This window comes from Algoriphagus sp. (assembly GCF_039969895.1).
GTDB lineage: Bacteria > Bacteroidota > Bacteroidia > Cytophagales > Cyclobacteriaceae > Algoriphagus.
The window spans coordinates 1,100,433-1,117,417 of sequence record NZ_JBDVMZ010000012.1 but is presented as its reverse complement, the minus strand read 5'-3'; the positions used below and the strand labels follow the sequence as shown (position 1 = coordinate 1,117,417).

Sequence of the window (16,985 nt, the reverse complement as noted above, 5' to 3'; positions counted from 1 at the left end):
AGTTCGAAAATTATGAAAAGCAGCCCTAATTCCATAAGGTTACCCTACATTTTTACGCTTGCCCTCCTATTTACAATTTTTGTATTTAATAATGCGGCATATTCTCAGGGATTTAATGACAATGAGTGGATTTTTGGGTATTGTGGTGGTTCCACAGAAAATAATTACTTGTCCTTCGGGAAAGGAAATAACGCCACAGTTCAATCCATCCCAGGATCAATAGTCTTCACAGACATGAATTCTGCGCTGGCGATAGACCCCATTACAGGACAACCTTTATTTCTCACGAACGGGGAATTGGTTTATGATTTCAGCCAAAACCCAATCCAGGGCGTTGGATCTGGTCTCAATGGTAATATAAACGGCACACAGCAGGTAGCCACAGGGTTCTTAGAATATGACCCGCAGGGCAACAAGTTATTTTACATCTTTTACTTATCGCTCGGGGGAGACCTACAATACGCAGTAGTAGATATGAATGCCCCAGGACAAGCCTCCGGAAATGAGCGGCCTCTGGGGGAAATCACCTCAAAAGACAATGTAATTGGAAATGCTTCTGGAGCACTTTTGGTAGTTAAGATTCCCGCGTCTCCCTCCTACCTAATCAGCTTTGACAATGGAAACCTTATTTCCCGAAGTATTGATTCTGGGGAAGGAAATTTCAGTACCACAGACAATGAGAGCATCTCTTCTACGCCAAAGCAAATCGTCTTTAATGAGGAGAACAGTCAATTAATCATCATTCCTGAATCCAGTACAGATCCAATTTTAGTACTAGATTTCGATTTAAGTACTGGGTCTTTTAGCGCACCAACTCCAATAACCCAATCCTCCGGAAATGGTGAATATGGAGGTGCAGAATTTTCTCCTGATGGGATTTATCTTTACTATTCTTCAGGAAACAATTTATTCAGAGTGCCCCTAGCGGATCTATCCTCTACCCCAGAAAAAATACCCATAGATGGCCCTGGAACTCCACCTGCAGATCTTTTTGCTATCTATGACATCAAGGCAGGCCCAGATGGAAGCCTTTATTATATCTATGAAGAGGTGGATGGCGGTCCTCAGTTAATGGGAAAAGTAAACAATCCTAACGAAACAGATATAACGTTGGTGGATGTGGAAGAGGATCCTTTCGCCGGCACAGACTTTTGTGGAACAGTTTTTCCAACTTTTGCCCCAAATGCTGACATAGAGCCTACCGTGAATTTCACATGGGCTCCAGATGAGCCGTGTGCAAATAATCCCGTGCAGCTCACTTCTGAATTAACTCCTGAGAATTACCGCCCGGTAAGCTTTCAGTGGGAGTTTGATCCTCCACTCTTGGATTCGGCTGGCAACGAACTAGCGGCAGATTACGCGCAGGAGCATTTCTTAATCCCTGCAGACGCTGCGCAAGAAATGAGCGTAAACGTAACACTTACGGTGACTTTCGCTGATGGGGAAACCAAAGTCGTTACTAAGGAAATCCCACTAACTGAGAATGATCTGCAAGCTAATTTTTCCCCTCAGGACACGACCCTCTGTGAATCTTGTTTCGACATAGAACCCTTGCTAAGCGCACAAAAAGGTGAAGAAGACGGCGGAGCTGGTGGAGGCGGAGGTGCAGGTGGAGGCCAGGGTGGTGGTGAGGAATATGAATACTTTTGGTCAAACAAACGTGATAGAGGATGGATAGGGAAAGAAGCTAACGAAATCTGCAAGCCGGGATTGTATTGGGTTTTGGTTCGTGAGCCGGGATCTTCTTGCTACGCTTACGCAGAAATTCGGGTAAAAATGTGGGACGTGTTGGATCAGACCAATAACATCTGGTATTTCGGAGACGGTGCCGGTCTTGACTTCAACCCGGACCCTGACGATCCTGAAGCTCCTACACCTAGGCCAATAGCATCCCGACATCCTCAAAACATCCCAGCTGGAACAACTACAATTTCTAGCCAAGATGGAGAAGTTCTTTTCTTCACGGATGGACAGTCAGTGTGGGATCTGAACGGAGACTTGATGGAAAATGGGGATGACATCGGTGGAGACAATTCAAGTAGTCAGAGTGTAATCGCCGTACCGGTTCCTGGTGAGGAAACCCTCTTTTATTTATTCACCTCACAGCTTTCAGCCAATGGAGATAATGAAGCAAAATATTCACTGGTCGATATAAAAGCCGAAAATCAAACGGGAGTAGGCAATGTAGTCACCAAAGATAATTTTCTGTTTAGCCCATCTACTGAGCATTCCGCTGCTTTGGATGCAGGAGACACTACCTGGGTCATGTATCATGAACTCGGAAATAACACCTTCAGAGCTTACCCAGTGTCTGCAAATGGTATAGGTCAACCAGTTCTCAGCTCGGTAGGAAGCAATCACGGATTTAATTCCGGAGTGGGTGCGATGAAGTTCAACTCAGATGGAGACAAAATAGCTGTAACCATTTCTGAAGGTGGCTGTAATAAGCTGGAGATCTTCGATTTTGATAGCGATACTGGCGAAATGACGGAGTATGCGCGAATCAACTTAGGCTGCAATGGAGATGTTTATGGAATGGAATTCTCTCAGGACGGAGAGCGTATTCTAGTCTCCTACAGAAATGGAGGCCCTGGGATAGAGGAATTTATCATCAAAGCCAATGACAACGATGATCCAGACGCTGCCACCTGTCCGAGCTGCTTCGAAGGCGCAGGTACAAGAGCTGAAATAGAAGCTTGTATCGTTTCTACAAAAAACCAAGTCAGCCAAACTTCCGGGCTTAACCTAGGCGCGCTACAAATAGGACCAAATGGTCAAATCTATGCCGCAGTAGTAGGTGATAATAGAATCGGACAAATCAATGTAGGCTCGGGATGCAACTCTCAAAGTACCTTTACCCAAGATGGGGTAGATGCCATGCCAGGTACCTCAAATCTCGGACTTCCATCCTTTGTCCAAAACTCTGGAAGCTCCATACCGGAGCCAAGCTTAGCAGCTCCAGCACGACTTTGTTTAGATCCTGAGCTCGGAGCCGGAGCGTTACTAGAAGGCGGAGGAGAACCGGATATCGATAGCTATTTCTGGACTATTACTAATAACGATGACGGGACTATCCTGCGAAGTAACTACGGAGGACCGGGAGATGAATTTCAAAATTTAGAACAACTATTTAACACCCCAGGTACTTACACGGTAGAACTAAGAGTAGATCGATGCGGTGATCCGGAGTATTTTAGAGCTACGACCACGATCTTGGTAGAAGCTCCTCCAGTATTGACCTTAGCTGATGATGCGACACTTTGCGCTGGGAATCCTGTGACTTTGGTAGCTATAGACGGTTACGATCCAGCCGAAGGTCTTTATGATTTCGAATGGACCAATGCTGCAGGACAGGTTTTTGGTGACGAAAATTCCAATGAGATCACCGTCACCGAAGAAAGTATATATACAGTAAACGTGAGCTACAGACTGCCAGCTGGACTATCGGATGACGAGGCTTTACTTTACGAAACTTGTCCATCAAGTGCAGAGATTTTCGTAGGTCCGGCCTTTGAGTTTGATCTGGATCAGACCGCTACGGAAGTTTGTTTTGAAGAGATTTCTGTGACCTTCGCTCCAAACACACCTATTTCCGGCGAATGGTTCTACGAGTTAAACGGAGACCCAAACCGAGTGGCTTTAGGTGAATTCTTTGAGCTAGAACTTTGGATTAATACCCTGCCAGGACCTGGAAATTATGAGATTATATTCGTGACTCAAGATCCTATTTTGGAAGGATGTACAGTTGAGAAAAAAGTGGATCTTATAGTTAATGAGCTTCCTCTTTTTGTTGCGGTTCAGACTGCTCCAGCGACTGATTGTACTACCGCTGATGGGTCTTTTGAAATCACCATGCAAAGCGATGCGCAGACAATAACTGTAGTGGAAACAGGAGATGTCTTTTCTAATGCGCAAGCTGGCAGTACATTTCCGCTAACGGGAGTTTTACCAGGAATCTATACCATTGAAGCGGAAAACTCCTTCGGCTGTACTTACATAGGAACGGTAACGGTAGAAAATGCCAACCCTCCAGCTGGTTTTGACTACACTGTGGCTACCACCGACGAGGTCTGCAGTCCTTCAGGAGTTAACAATGGAGCTTTGACCATTAACTTCACAAGCTCTCCGCAATCAGGAACCTATTCCGCGACCAGACAGGGCGATGGACAGGTTTTCCAGGGAACGTTCACCAACACCTCTCAAGTGATCATCTCAGTTCCTCATGGGGATTACGCAGTAGAGGTTCAAGACCCAAGCGGATGTGCTATTCCAGACCCAACGATTTACACTGTAGATCAACGATTTGAAGTTGTATTCTCAGTTCCTGCAGATCTGACTGCCTGTGAAAGCTTCACTTTTGCTCCTACCTCACCAGACGCGCTGAACTTCACAGTGACAAATTCTTCAGGGACTACCATTTCCCCAGACTCCAATGGTGAGTTTACCCTTACCCAATCTGGAACCTATACCGTAAGAGGAGAAGACCCTACTGGAGTAAATTGTCCTCGAGAAGAAACGATCGTTGCAAACATCACACAGCCCATAGATTTTGAAATCTCTCCACCAATTGTAGATTGCCAGGTAGGAATTCAATACGAAGCCATTTTGAACAATGCGGATCCTGCTGATGTGATTTTCCTCTGGAAGGATAATACAGGAGTAATTGTGGGACGAAGACAAACTTTTGTCCCAAGTAGATCAGGTGATTATACCCTGGAAGTCCAGCCAGTAGCAGGTGGCTTGTGTCCGGTTGACAAAAAATCTTTCTCAGCAGAGGTCATTTCTCAGCGAGTGGATGTCAGTCTGGATGTAGTTCCTTTCTGTGTGCAGCAAACTAGCACCACCATTACAGTAGTTGCAGACATGACAAATGTGGCTGATATAGAGTGGTACTCCGTAGCTAATGGTACACGCACACGAATCCCAGCGTTTGACGGTCTGCCTATCATAGAAGTTTCTCAGGAAGGAACCTACGAGGCCTTGCTTAGAAGTGGTGTGGGATGTGAACTTGGCCGTGCCAATGGGGTCGTTGCCAAATCGACCATTTTGCCTCCAGTCGTACCAACAGGATTTACCATCTGTGCCATAGAAGGCGTGACGCAAACTATAGACCCTGGGGTTTATGACAACTATTCCTGGAAGTTAAATGGGATGGAAGTTTCTACAGCACCCGTCTTCACCCCTACTGAAGCCGGGACCTATGAGCTAACTGTATCAGATAATCTAGGTTGCGAATATTTTGCCACCATCGACGTGGTAGAGGATTGTGCTTTAAAAATAGTATTTCCAAATGGCGTAGTTCTCAACGATCCAACGAGAAACTTCATCCTCTATGCCAATGAATACATAGACGATGTGGAGGTTTATATCTACAATCGCTGGGGAGAATTGATTTTTTATTGCACGCACGAAAACGTAGAACCAAGTCAAGCATTCTGTCCGTGGAATGGACAATATGGGGGAGATTTCGTGCCAAATGGAACATATGCCGTAGTGGTGAAGTTTACCAGTCAAGACCAGCAGATAACCGAAAAATTAACCAAAGCGATTACAGTAATTCAATAGCATGCTTATTCTTATTTCCCCGGCAAAAACGCTGGATTATAGCACCCCAGAGTTTAATGAGTACACTCAGCCAGATTTTCAAACAGACACTCGCTCCCTTGTGGGCATTATGAAAAAGAAGTCGGCCAAAGAAATCGGCGAATTAATGAGCATATCCGAAAATCTCGCAGAGCTCAATGAGCAACGCTTTAAGACCTTCCAAAAAGATTTCACTACTGATAATTCCAAGCAGGCAATCCTAGCTTTCAAGGGGGATGTGTACACTAAAATTGAGGTGGATACTTATTCAGAAGAGGATTTCGCTTTTGCACAGAAGCACTTACGAATATTATCTGGACTATATGGTTTGCTGAAGCCACTCGATTTGATCCAGCCTTATCGCTTGGAAATGGGGATCCGCTTAGAAAATAAAAAGGGTAAAAACCTGTATGAATTCTGGGACAAAAAAATTGCCAAGGCAATCAATGAAGTAGCAAATGGACAACCTGTGATAAACCTTGCTTCTCAGGAATATTTTAAATCGGTTCATTTGAAGACTTTAAAAAGTCCTTTGATTAACATTGAATTCAAGGACTTCAAAAATGACAGTTATAAAATCATCGGTTTTTTTGCAAAGCAGGCCAGAGGGATGATGAGTAACTTTGCCATTAAAAACAGAATCACAGACCCAGAGCAATTAAAAACGTTCAACGAGGGTGGTTATGAATACGCTGAAAAGATGAGTGATGGAGAAAATTGGGTTTTTGTACGATAAAAACTCAATCCACTCGTAATCTGAAACTTGGGCTTTCAAACTTCTTTTTCAACTTGATAAAAATGTAACTTAGAGGCAGAAAACAACCGTTGATACCTCTATTTTGGCCGCAGCATCTTTCAAAATTATCACCATAGCCCTATTCTCCTTGATGGTGAGTTACGTGGCTTTTGCTGCATTCGAGAGAATAAACGAAGACTTTTTCAAACATTCCCAATCTTGGCAAACCATCTCTGCACCGCCTGAATTGACCGGTCCAGATCAGCTTTGTAACGTCGTCGGGAGTGTTGTGGGAGTTTTTTCCGGCGGAGGCGATCCTGCTACCGATGTGTATAAATGGACAGTTCTTGCGCCAAATGGAAGCACCTTATTTACCAGGCCTCCAGGAGCATTTCAGACGATAGAATACACCTTTGAATCACTCGGCCTTCATCAAGTAAAATTAGAAGTCAGTAGAGGGGGAATTTCACTTGCCTCCTTCACTAAAAATGTCGCCATCACCAAAGCACCAGAAATTACCCTGATTGGGAATTATAAAATATGTACAGGCCAGTCCTTAGAGCTTCAGGCTATTTCACCTAGCAGTGATAAGTTCACAAGTTATTTTTTTGAATGGAAAAATGAAAGTGGAGTGGTAATAGGCTCTTCCAACACGCTAAGTGTAAGTGCTCCGGGAGACTACTCAGTGACTTTTTATATTCCAGATCCTTCAAATCCTGTTTGTGAAAACACGCTTCAAACCAAGGTGGAAACCCTCGATGCGATCAGTATTGTAAAGAGCACATCCAATGTTTGTAAAGATCAAAGTATCACCTTTACTGCGGATCCTCCTGTTGCAGGTCAGTGGCTTCTGACCTTGCCTGGAGAACCTACAGCAATCTCCAAGGGCTTTTCTTCCACGCTCACCCTTCTTCCTGTTATAGATCTGCCAGTTTTTGGGAATTACAACTTGGAATTGATAATTGAAAACCTAGAAAACCCTGCCTGTAGCCCTACAGCCACAAGTGATTTTGCATACAACGAAGAGCCTATAGTTTCCTTGTTTTCTACTTTTGGCGCAAGTGATTGCTTCGTTCCCGATGGAGGATTAGAACTGCTGGCGGAGACTGATATCGATCAGCTTGTCGTGGAGGGAACGGGGTTAGTTTTTGGTCCTTTTCTCGCTGGAGAACCTATAACTATTCCTAATCTTAAATCAGGTGGATATACTTTTATTTATTTCCTAAATGGATGCCAGAATAAGCTCGGCGCAGTGATACCACTAGAAAACCCACCCACTAATCTGGAATTTGAAATTGAAAATATAAATGCTGAATCCTGTACAACCAACGGAAAAATTAACGGTTCATTCGATGTCAACTTAGACAATGGCCCCACTGATGGGTCTTTCAGGATATTAAGTGTAAGAGGAGATGTCGTCATCAAACAAGCCTTGCCTGCGGTCAATCCTTTCAAGATTGAATTGGCAGGTGGAAGATATTTCTTCGAATTGCTGGATAAAGACAGCTGTAACCTCCCAACCAGAGAACTCATAGAGATCCCAGTTAAACCGCAAACTGTTTTTTCAATACCTGAACAGCTTACTATCTGCGGAGCCTATGACTTAATCCCAGAAACTACAGAAAACCTTGTATTTACATTGACAGACCCATCGGGAAATATGTTGACCAGGAATTCGGGCGAACCCTTTACCCTGACAGATGCTGGTGAGTATAGCCTGGTAGGTACCCTGCCTGCACAGTCTGATATCTGTCCCTCGGAAAAGAAATTGACCGTAGCTACTACGAATGAAATAAATTTTGACCCAGTTCTCAAAAGTGAGGATTGCATCATTGGAAACCGGGTTTTTGAAGCTGAAATCTATGGTGCAGACCCCGACAAGTCCGTTTATTTCTGGAGAAATGCCGCAGGAAATATCATTGGTAGCGGCAAGGAACTCTTTCTCTCCCCTACCTCGATAGGTAAGTTCACCTTGGAAGTACAGCCAAAAGACAGCGAAGCATGCCCAATTTTACCCAAGGAATTTGAAGTAGCTGCACCAGTGCTTTTTGTAGATGCTACCATTACCTCCACCAAACTATGTGAATTCGGTCCTGAAGCTATCCTCGAACTAGTCACCACATCCCCTGAGGCTGTCACTGACATTCGATGGCGGAGATTTGACGAAAATGGTGACATCGTCGAGCTACCTGAATTTAGAAATAAACAAACCATCACAACACGCATAGGTGGAACCTATGAAGCTGCTGCTTTCAGCATTATCCCTCAAATAAACAAAAACTGCGAACTGGGAAGAGCGACTTTTCAACTAGACCTTACGCCGGACAAAGTTGTATTCGATATCCCATCTGAGCTTACCATTTGTGATTTTCACGAGCTTATTCCTGTTACCAGTCAAAATCTAGATTTCTTCGTAACTACACCATCTGGAGCGGTAGTCGATAAACCTTCAGGCCAAACCTTCACGCTGGACGAGGCTGGCACTTACACTTTTTTGGCTTTTGATCAGGCTAGCCCTACGTCACTCTGTCCTGAGCAAAAAGAACTCATCGTTACCTTAGCGAGCCCAGTTGATTTCCGGCCCATTTTATCAGATGAGTTTTGTGATGGGTCACGAATTTTTCAGGCTTCAATCAGCAATTATGATTTAGCCGATGTTGACATTATGTGGTCTGACGAAAATGGGAATCCATTGGGCAACGGGGAATTTTTGACGATCACCACTCCAGGTAATTATAAGTTACTGGTTCAACCTGCCGGTGTGATTCCCTGTCACATTTCACCTATTGCATTTGAAGTTTTGCCTCCTGTGCTGGATGTAGAGGTTAGGCTAGTAGCAGAACCATTTTGCCCTGATTCACCATCAGCTACTATTCGTGCTGAAGCTGACTTCAGCCAAGTGTCCTTAATCGAATGGTGGTTTACTTCACCTACGGGTGAATACTATGAACTTTCAAGCCAACGCAATAAAAATGAAATAGTGGCTATCAATGAAGGTACGTATGAGGTCAGAATTTATAATCGGGTTTCATGTCTGCTAGGATCTGACCTTGTATTAATCCTACGTTCTACTGATAGCGTTCGACCTCAGGTAGAGGAAAACTATCAAATTTGTCCGCAATATGAGATCGGGCCTATAATTAACCCAGGTAATTTTGCGAGCTATGAATGGTATTATGGAGATCAATTAGTCTCAACTAGCTCAGCATACAAACCCCAGCTTGTAGGTGATTATGATTTGATCGTTTATAGTGCAGAGGGCTGTGCTTATCAAGCAGCATTCACCACAGAAGAAGAATGTGAGTTGAAGGTGGTTTATCCTACAGCTGTGCAGCCTGGAAATCCCGACAAGGAGTTTTTACTCTATACAAATTATCTGATTGATGAACTAGATCTTGTTATCTTAAACAAATGGGGGCAGGTGGTTTTTGAATGCTCAGAAACAAATCTAATTTCAGAAAAATCAACCTGTGCCTGGGATGGTACTTATAATGGTAATACGATTCCAAACGGGAATTATGCCATTCGCCTTAATTTCAAAAACTTGGAAAGAAATATTTCCAAATCTGAATTTGGAGTCCTACTCATACTCGATTAACGGTAATATATCCAGTTCTGTCGTGCTTCCTTATTTTTCAAAAACCTAAAACTCCAAGCCGGTGGGTTCGATGGAAATAATCACTATTCTAAAAAAACAAAATCGATCAAGCTCATATTACTTGCCGAATTCTATCATTTGAAGTGTTCAACCCTGTGTTGGAACATTTTTTGAAACGCACAGCTTAATACCAGTTCATTCAAAACTGGTATTGTTATCTTTGTGCGCACCCAAATTTAATTTTATTGAAACCCTACTACCCATTTTCGAAAAGGAAAATTGGGATGATTTTAATTTGGACTTCACTACTTCTAGCTACGCTAGTCAGCATAGGAAGACCAATAAAAAACCCAAGTAACTCCGAAGCCAGTTATTCAACTAGTGCTTCTCCAGAAATTACCGGTGATGCCAGCCTTTGTATTGTGATTGGCGGAGTGATCGGTACGTATAGTGCGGGAGGGTTACCTGGCGACGTATATGAGTGGACCATCACCAAGTCAACTGGGGAGGAACTATTCAAAAGAAGTGGTGGGGACCAGTTTGAAACCATCCAGTTTTTATTTTCTGAAGTAGGTGATTATCAGGTTTCTTTAAAAATTAGAAGGGGAACCAATACAAATTTCTATCAGGAAGATTTTCCTGTTCAAATCTTAAAAGGTGCTGAGCTAGCACTAAAACCTGACTACCTAAGCTGCGGTGATGAGCCAGTTTTGCTCACGGCGCTTTTTCCTACTACCCCAAACCTTTCAGAATACACGATCGTGTGGTCAGCCTTTGATGACCAAGGAGGCCAAGTAGAAATTGGCCGCGGTAACGAATTACTCACCTATTCTACTGGTTTTCACTTTGTGGAGCTATTCCTGACCAATCCAGACGGGACTCAAGCCTGCACCATTAAGGGTTCTACTTTTGTAGGGCCTCCCATTGATTTTCAAATCTTGCAAAGCACTACCCAATTCTGTGAAGGTAGCATAACGGTCAGCACCGACACACCCCTGTCCGGTGAGTGGTTCGTTAAGAAAAGTTCTGATGCCTCCAAAACCAGCCTTGGTGATGCTTTCGAAATCACGATAAATGAAAATGACCTCAATGGACCAGGAATATATGAGGTTTTTTTCAGGGCAGAGGATCCTAATTTCCCCGGATGTCCTTCTGAGCGGAAAATAGTATTTGAACTGTTGGCTAAGCCAGCGATTGACATCCAAATTTTAACGTTGCCCGATGACTGTATTTCTGCTAATGGGAGCTTTGAGATTAGTAGTTCCACCGGGTTGGACTCGATCGAACTACCTGAATTGGGTATAACTTTGGGGGCTATTTCGGCAGGACAAGTATTGTCGTACTCAAACCTGAAGCCTCAAATCTATACGGTAATTGCTACCCAAAATGGGTGTAAAGTCACCAGGTTAATTCAATTAGAAGCTAAAAATCCTCCGGTAACTCCCAGCCCTCCTACCCAATTAACCCCGGTCATAACCACAACTCCAGAAACATGTTTTTCCGAAGGTGTTCTACCCGGAAAAGTGGCAATAGATTTCGGGCAGGCAATCAGTGTCGGTCAATACCGATTGTTTTCTACTACTCAGGGTCAACTAGACGGTGGAGTAATCCCCAGCACTGGTTTATTAGAACTTTCTATTTCTAACGGTGACTACTTATTAGAAATAAGCATAGACGGTTGTACCTATCCGATAGAACCATTCTCCATTGGGAATCAAGCACAAGTTGATTTCAGCATCCCTGAAGACTTTTCTATTTGTGAAGTGTTTGATTTTATACCAGAAACCACTGAAAACCTGGTATTCACCCTTACCTATCCAGACGGCACTACTCAAGTACAGAATACAGGAGCGGCATTCACCTTAACTGAAGGTGGTACTTATACGCTGAAAGCTGTCACATCTGATCCCTCTTCTGCACTATGTCCGCGGGTGGAGCGCTTTGAGGTGACTGTTTTGAAAAAAGCTACTTTCCAACCCAAAAAAGTAGAACGAGGATGTTTTGACCCAATTCTCTTTGTAGCAGAGATTCAAGGTTTACTTCCCGAGGAGGCAAGTATTCGATGGGTCAATTCAGAGGGAGAAATAGTTGGCCGTGGGATAGAGTTATATCCTGCCAACACCGGTATTTTCTCCTTGGTTGTTCAGCCTTTGGCAAGTGGATTCTGTGAAGTTGTACCTGTAGAATTCGAAGTAGTAGCTCCGATTACTTCTGTATTAATGGAATTAGAGGCGACAAAAATCTGCCCAGAGCCAGGTACAGCGGAGGTTAAATTGACCACTCAAGAGGATGAAGTCCTAGAGATAAGGTGGATTTTTTATGACCTGAACGACCAAAGGAAAGAGCTTACTGAATTCAACGATCTCCTGGAAATAACTGTGAATCAACCCGGAACCTATGAAGCGGTAGCTTACAACAAGTTCCAATGTGAAATAGGAAGAAATCTAATAGCGGTAGAGGAGAGCACATTACTTACACTTCCGGATTTAGACGATAGTTATCCTATTTGCTCTAAAGAAAATACGCTTCCACCGATTGACCCGGGAGAATACCAGCGCTATGAATGGTATTTTGAGGGGAAATTAATCTCCACTCAACGCCGCTTTAACCCAAAGCAACTTGGAGAATATCAACTTTTGGTGACGACGATAGATGGGTGTGTTTTTGAAGACAGCTTCAGGACCTACGATGTCTGCGACTACCAATTAGTCTATCCTAATGCGTTGGTTTTGGGAGATCCTACTAGAGACTTCAGGGTATTGATAAGTGAAGGGGTAACTGAGGCCGAGCTATTCATTCTCACTCGCCAAGGTGAGTTAATTTATCACACTACTACCGACGACGTACCTGTAGAGGAGCCCATGCTAAATTGGGACGGTATGGCTCAAGGACAGTTTGTCCCGACTGGTACTTATGTGGCTGTAATTGTCCTTCGTAATCCACTTTATGGACTGGAGGAAAAAGAAACAGTATCTCTCCTAGTGCTGGATTAATGAAGTAATTCAGAATAATATTTTTTATTAGCGGGAAAGTGGAATGCAATATTTTTCCTATTTTTCAGACTTTACAATTGATTGTTCACAACCCAAAAATTCTAAAACCTATCGTATGAATCAAACCATCAACAAAAGTGCACTATTCAATGGAAGTTGTTTTGCACTGATTACCACAGGACTATCCTTCTCTATTCGAGCGGGAATTCTGTCTGAACTCGGCACTGAATTCAACTTAACAGGCGAACAACTTGGATACATTAACTCCATGTGGTTTTTCGGATTTCCTATTTCAATGATTTTAGGGGGTCTTTTTTACCATTCCGTAGGTCCAAAGAATATCATGAAGCTTGCTTTTGTGGCTCACACTCTAGGGGTGCTTTTGACGATTTTTGCAGGTGGGTATGTTGGTCTATTGATCTCAATGCTATGCATAGGACTAGGAACTGGCTGTACTGAAGCAGCCTGTAACCCTATGATCGCCGACATGTATTCCGGTGATAAAATGAACAAAATGCTTAACAGGTTCCACATGTGGTTCCCTGGCGGAATTGTAATGGGTGCCCTGATCTCAAAGATCATGACTCAATTTGATCTGGGATGGCAGGCACAAATGGGAGTTATCATGATTCCAGCGATCACCTATTTTATCTTGTTTTATGGAAAAACATTCCCTGAGCCAAAAGATGAAGAAGCTACTTCCTTGAGTAGCAATTTGAAAGCAATGGTATCTCCTCTATATATTTTCCTTTTGGTGTGTATGGCGCTTACTGCAATTTCAGAATTCGGACCAGGCCAGTGGGTAGGTGTAGTCTTGGGTAGTAGCGGAGCAGATCCTATGATCATCCTAGCGCTTACAGCTGGTTTGGTGACCGTATTAAGATTCTTTGCTGGCCCAGTAGTCTCTTCTCTAGGTCAAACTGGTGTCCTTTTAGGCGGTGCTATCTTCACTGCTTTAGGTATTTACTTGTTTAGTGTAGTCGAAGGCCCTATCGCTTATGTAGCTGCAGTTATTTATGGCCTGGGTTATGCTTACTTCTGGCCGGTGATGGTGGGTGCAGTGGCTCAGCGCGTACCACTGAGTAGCGCACTAGGTATGTCCGTGATTGGAGCTATAGGAATGTTCTCCTCAGGATTTTTCCAACCGATTATTGGTAATTGGATTGATGAAGCGACTGTGACTAATACTGCTGCTGGACTTGAGGGAACTGCTCTAGAACTAGCCACAGGGCAAGACACCCTCGAGAAAATGATGATCTTCCCGATAATATTAATTGTACTCTTTACCATTTTATTTTTCTGGCAAAAAGGCAAACAACCAGCTGCGAGCGCAGCACATTAAACTAAAAAAGCAGCCCACTGATGGGCTGCTTTTTTTATGTATTTAAGTTGAGATTTCTCAGGAACTTGAATACATAGATAAGAGTTTCTTCAACCAAAGAGATCCGAACTCAAATACCGATCACCCCGATCGCAGGTAATACAAACGATCACTCCCTCTTTTAAAGTCCTAGAAAGTTCTATAGCTGCATGAAGAGCTCCACCGCTACTCATGCCTGCCAGAATACCTTCTTCTCTGGCCATTCTACGAGTCATCATAGTGGCTTGATCCTGGCTCACATCTATTACTTGATCAACTCGGCTAGGGTCAAAAATCTTAGGCAAAAACTCTGGAGACCATCTTCGGATACCCGGAATACTTGATCCATCAGTTGGCTGAGTTCCTACTATCTGGATGTCAGGATTTCTTTCTTTCAAGTACTTAGAAACCCCCATGATCGTACCAGTAGTACCCATTGCTGAGACGAAGTGAGTCACTTCACCATTCGTTCCTTCCCATATCTCTGGGCCAGTCGTCTTATAATGAGCAAGGTAATTATCCGGGTTGCCAAACTGATCAAGCATGAAGTACCCTTCTTTACTCATCTGCTCAGCGAGTGTTCTAGAATACTCTATCGTCTTCGCTGCTGGTGTCAAAATTACTTTGGCGCCATAAGCTTCCATAGAAATTACTCGCTCTCTAGTAGAATTGTCTGGCATGATCAGGGTCATTTCCAAGCCAAGGACTTTAGCAACCATGGCCAAAGCTATTCCTGTATTTCCACTGGTAGCCTCTACTAGTTTGTCTCCAGATTTGATTTGTCCGCGATCCATCGCGCTTCTGAGCATGTTATAGGCAGCTCGATCTTTCACGCTTCCTCCAGGATTTTGACCTTCTAGCTTACAAAAAATTTTGACGTTTGGATTTACAGGAATATGCTCCAGGTGGACTAAAGGCGTATTGCCAATCAGTTCAAATAGTTTCATTTCAATCGTTTTTAAAAACGTACAAGTCCGTTACCTCAGTATCTGCATGATACATTTGGGTTTGGTAATAAACTTTACTTTTTGGAGCTACGCTTTTGGTAAGCCAAACATTACCACCGATAACACTACCTCTACCAATAATCGTATTTCCACCTAGAATGGTCGCTCCTGAATAAATCACCACATGATCCTCAATCGTAGGATGTCTCTTAATATCAGCATCAGCCTTGTCCACACTTAATGCTCCCAGCGTGACCCCTTGGTAGATTTTCACATGGTTTCCTATAGTGGTTGTTTCACCTATCACCACGCCTGTTCCGTGATCTATACAAAAGAAACGCCCAATTGTAGCTCCAGGATGAATATCAATACCTGTCCGGCTATGTGCAAACTCAGTGATCATCCGAGGAATCAAACTAATCCCTAGCCTATGAAGCGCATGTGCAATTCTGTACGCTGAAATAGCGTAAAACCCAGGATAACTTCTCAGGATTTCTGTCCTAGACTTGGCCGCTGGATCTCCTGCGTACATAGCATCGACATCCTGATTGATTCTATCGAAAACATCTTCTAGGTTAAGGAAAAAAACATCTGCTAATCGACCACCTTTATCTGTATGCAAATGTGGGTTTCTTTCTAAAATAGCGGAAAGACGTAGTTTCAATTGCAACAAATAGGCTTCTATTTGGGACTTCTCACTAATTTTATCGACAGTAAATTCTGGAAAAAGCAAACCTAGTAGATCTTCGAAAAACTGTTGAATTACTTTCGGAGAAGGACATTCAGAGCAATCTTGGTGTGCTTTGTGAAGTTTTGAAATAAAAGTATCCATGAAAGGGGCGTTAGATATCTACAGTACAAAACCCACTCGAATCACGTAAGGTTCACCATAAGGAGATCGAAGGTTGTCATGCAATACATTATAAAGAAATGTGAAATTAGCCCCGCCTCGTGGGCCAAAAGGTGCAAAATAGCCGCCACCTAGAAATAAAGCTTCCGACCACACCCGCTCAAATTGATCAGATATCAAATTGTAATTATCAAAATTAATAGTCTCAAATTCGGCATGAGCGAAAATATTAGGGAAAATATTATATCTACTGAATAGCCTTCCCCCATAGGAGGAAGTCTCACCGCCTATATATCGCTTATCATTAAAATATTGATAAGTAATGCCAACACCTGAGGAGAATCTAGGGGTAATCATCACCCCCACAAGTGGAGAGAAATCTATCAAAGTAACTGTACCAAACTGCATCCCGAAATTGCCCCCATAATACAATCGCTCTTTGAAAGGAATCGAATCTCCTTCGTAGATTTCACGTTGCGCAAAGGCGGCGGTTTGAATAAGGACAAACGCTAAAAAAAATAGCGGAAGGCATTTACTTTTTAACAATGACATAGAGATCTTCGGTATTTTTCTTCATTAGGTACTTCTCACGGGCAAACTTCTCCAAGAGTTCCGGATTACTCATCAGTTCTTCTCGCTCTGCTTTGATTTTCTCCTTGCGCTCCAGATAAAACTCTTTTTGATCCTCTAGCTGACCTAGCTTATTACTCAACTTCACTTGGTTCACCACATTATTAGAATCGATAAAAATCATCCAAGCTATGAAAAAGACTAGCCCAAGGAAGTAAAAGCTTTTGGTGTACTTTAAGTATTTGCTCATATGCCGAGGTTATTAACGCGTGTTAAGGTACAAAAATGGTGCAAAAAAAGGCAGCTTACCGAGGTGAGCTGCCTTTATATTTTAGACTTCTGAGAAGC

The 16,985-nt window shown here is 43.1% G+C and carries 9 protein-coding genes; 5 read left to right on the top strand and 4 right to left on the bottom strand.

All coding sequences use genetic code 11. The features are described 5' to 3' along the window. Positions 1-12 precede the first annotated feature (12 nt). The 5 genes from ABJH64_RS11000 to ABJH64_RS10980 all read left to right on the top strand — a co-directional run bounded on the left by ABJH64_RS11000 (position 13) and on the right by ABJH64_RS10980 (position 14,252). Positions 13-5,565, top strand: a complete 5,553-nt coding sequence (locus ABJH64_RS11000; protein WP_348299478.1) for a gliding motility-associated C-terminal domain-containing protein — start codon at positions 13-15, stop codon at positions 5,563-5,565. A 1-nt stretch (position 5,566) separates the two neighbouring features. After that, a complete protein-coding gene (gene yaaA, locus ABJH64_RS10995; protein ID WP_348274807.1) occupies positions 5,567-6,319 on the top strand; it encodes a peroxide stress protein YaaA in 753 nt (250 codons plus the stop codon). A gap of 103 nt (positions 6,320-6,422) precedes the next feature. Continuing rightward, positions 6,423-9,917 carry a hypothetical protein gene (locus tag ABJH64_RS10990; protein WP_348274808.1) on the top strand — a complete coding sequence of 1,165 codons (3,495 nt, stop codon included), beginning with the start codon at positions 6,423-6,425 and terminating at the stop codon, positions 9,915-9,917. A 284-nt stretch (positions 9,918-10,201) separates the two neighbouring features. Then, the gene (locus ABJH64_RS10985; RefSeq protein WP_348274809.1) at positions 10,202-12,910 is read left to right on the top strand and encodes a hypothetical protein; all 2,709 of its coding nucleotides are present in this window, start codon (positions 10,202-10,204) and stop codon (positions 12,908-12,910) included. A gap of 115 nt (positions 12,911-13,025) precedes the next feature. Further along, on the top strand, positions 13,026-14,252 hold the full coding sequence (locus ABJH64_RS10980) for an MFS transporter (RefSeq protein ID WP_348274810.1): 1,227 nt from the start codon (positions 13,026-13,028) through the stop codon (positions 14,250-14,252). An 89-nt stretch (positions 14,253-14,341) separates the two neighbouring features. Here the strand turns inward: ABJH64_RS10980 and cysM are convergent, their stop codons facing one another. The 4 genes from cysM to ABJH64_RS10960 are packed head-to-tail and all read right to left on the bottom strand — an operon-like array spanning position 14,342 to position 16,887. Beyond that, positions 14,342-15,217, bottom strand: coding sequence for a cysteine synthase CysM (gene cysM, locus ABJH64_RS10975; RefSeq protein ID WP_348299480.1), 876 nt, complete (start codon positions 15,215-15,217; stop codon positions 14,342-14,344). Between the two features lies 1 nt (position 15,218). Further along, entirely contained in the window at positions 15,219-16,049 is an 831-nt protein-coding gene (locus ABJH64_RS10970) for a serine acetyltransferase (RefSeq protein ID WP_348274812.1), read from the bottom strand. 18 nt (positions 16,050-16,067) lie between these two features. Beyond that, positions 16,068-16,619 (bottom strand): hypothetical protein, encoded by a 552-nt coding sequence (locus tag ABJH64_RS10965; protein ID WP_348274813.1) that lies wholly within the window; start codon positions 16,617-16,619, stop codon positions 16,068-16,070. Continuing rightward, positions 16,600-16,887 (bottom strand): septum formation initiator family protein, encoded by a 288-nt coding sequence (locus ABJH64_RS10960; protein WP_348274814.1) that lies wholly within the window; start codon positions 16,885-16,887, stop codon positions 16,600-16,602. Before ABJH64_RS10960 ends, ABJH64_RS10965 begins: the two co-directional genes overlap by 20 nt. Between the last annotated feature and the right edge of the window lie 98 nt (positions 16,888-16,985).

Excerpts from the sequence above, each read along its gene's own strand:
- ABJH64_RS11000 (WP_348299478.1), top strand. The coding sequence starts at position 13 with ATGAAAAGCAGCCCTAATTCCATAAGGTTACCCTACATTTTTACGCTT.
- yaaA (WP_348274807.1), top strand. The coding sequence starts at position 5,567 with ATGCTTATTCTTATTTCCCCGGCAAAAACGCTGGATTATAGCACCCCA.
- ABJH64_RS10985 (WP_348274809.1), top strand. The coding sequence starts at position 10,202 with ATGATTTTAATTTGGACTTCACTACTTCTAGCTACGCTAGTCAGCATA.
- ABJH64_RS10980 (WP_348274810.1), top strand. The coding sequence starts at position 13,026 with ATGAATCAAACCATCAACAAAAGTGCACTATTCAATGGAAGTTGTTTT.
- cysM (WP_348299480.1), bottom strand. The coding sequence starts at position 15,217 with ATGAAACTATTTGAACTGATTGGCAATACGCCTTTAGTCCACCTGGAG.
- ABJH64_RS10970 (WP_348274812.1), bottom strand. The coding sequence starts at position 16,049 with ATGGATACTTTTATTTCAAAACTTCACAAAGCACACCAAGATTGCTCT.
- ABJH64_RS10965 (WP_348274813.1), bottom strand. The coding sequence starts at position 16,619 with ATGTCATTGTTAAAAAGTAAATGCCTTCCGCTATTTTTTTTAGCGTTT.
- ABJH64_RS10960 (WP_348274814.1), bottom strand. The coding sequence starts at position 16,887 with ATGAGCAAATACTTAAAGTACACCAAAAGCTTTTACTTCCTTGGGCTA.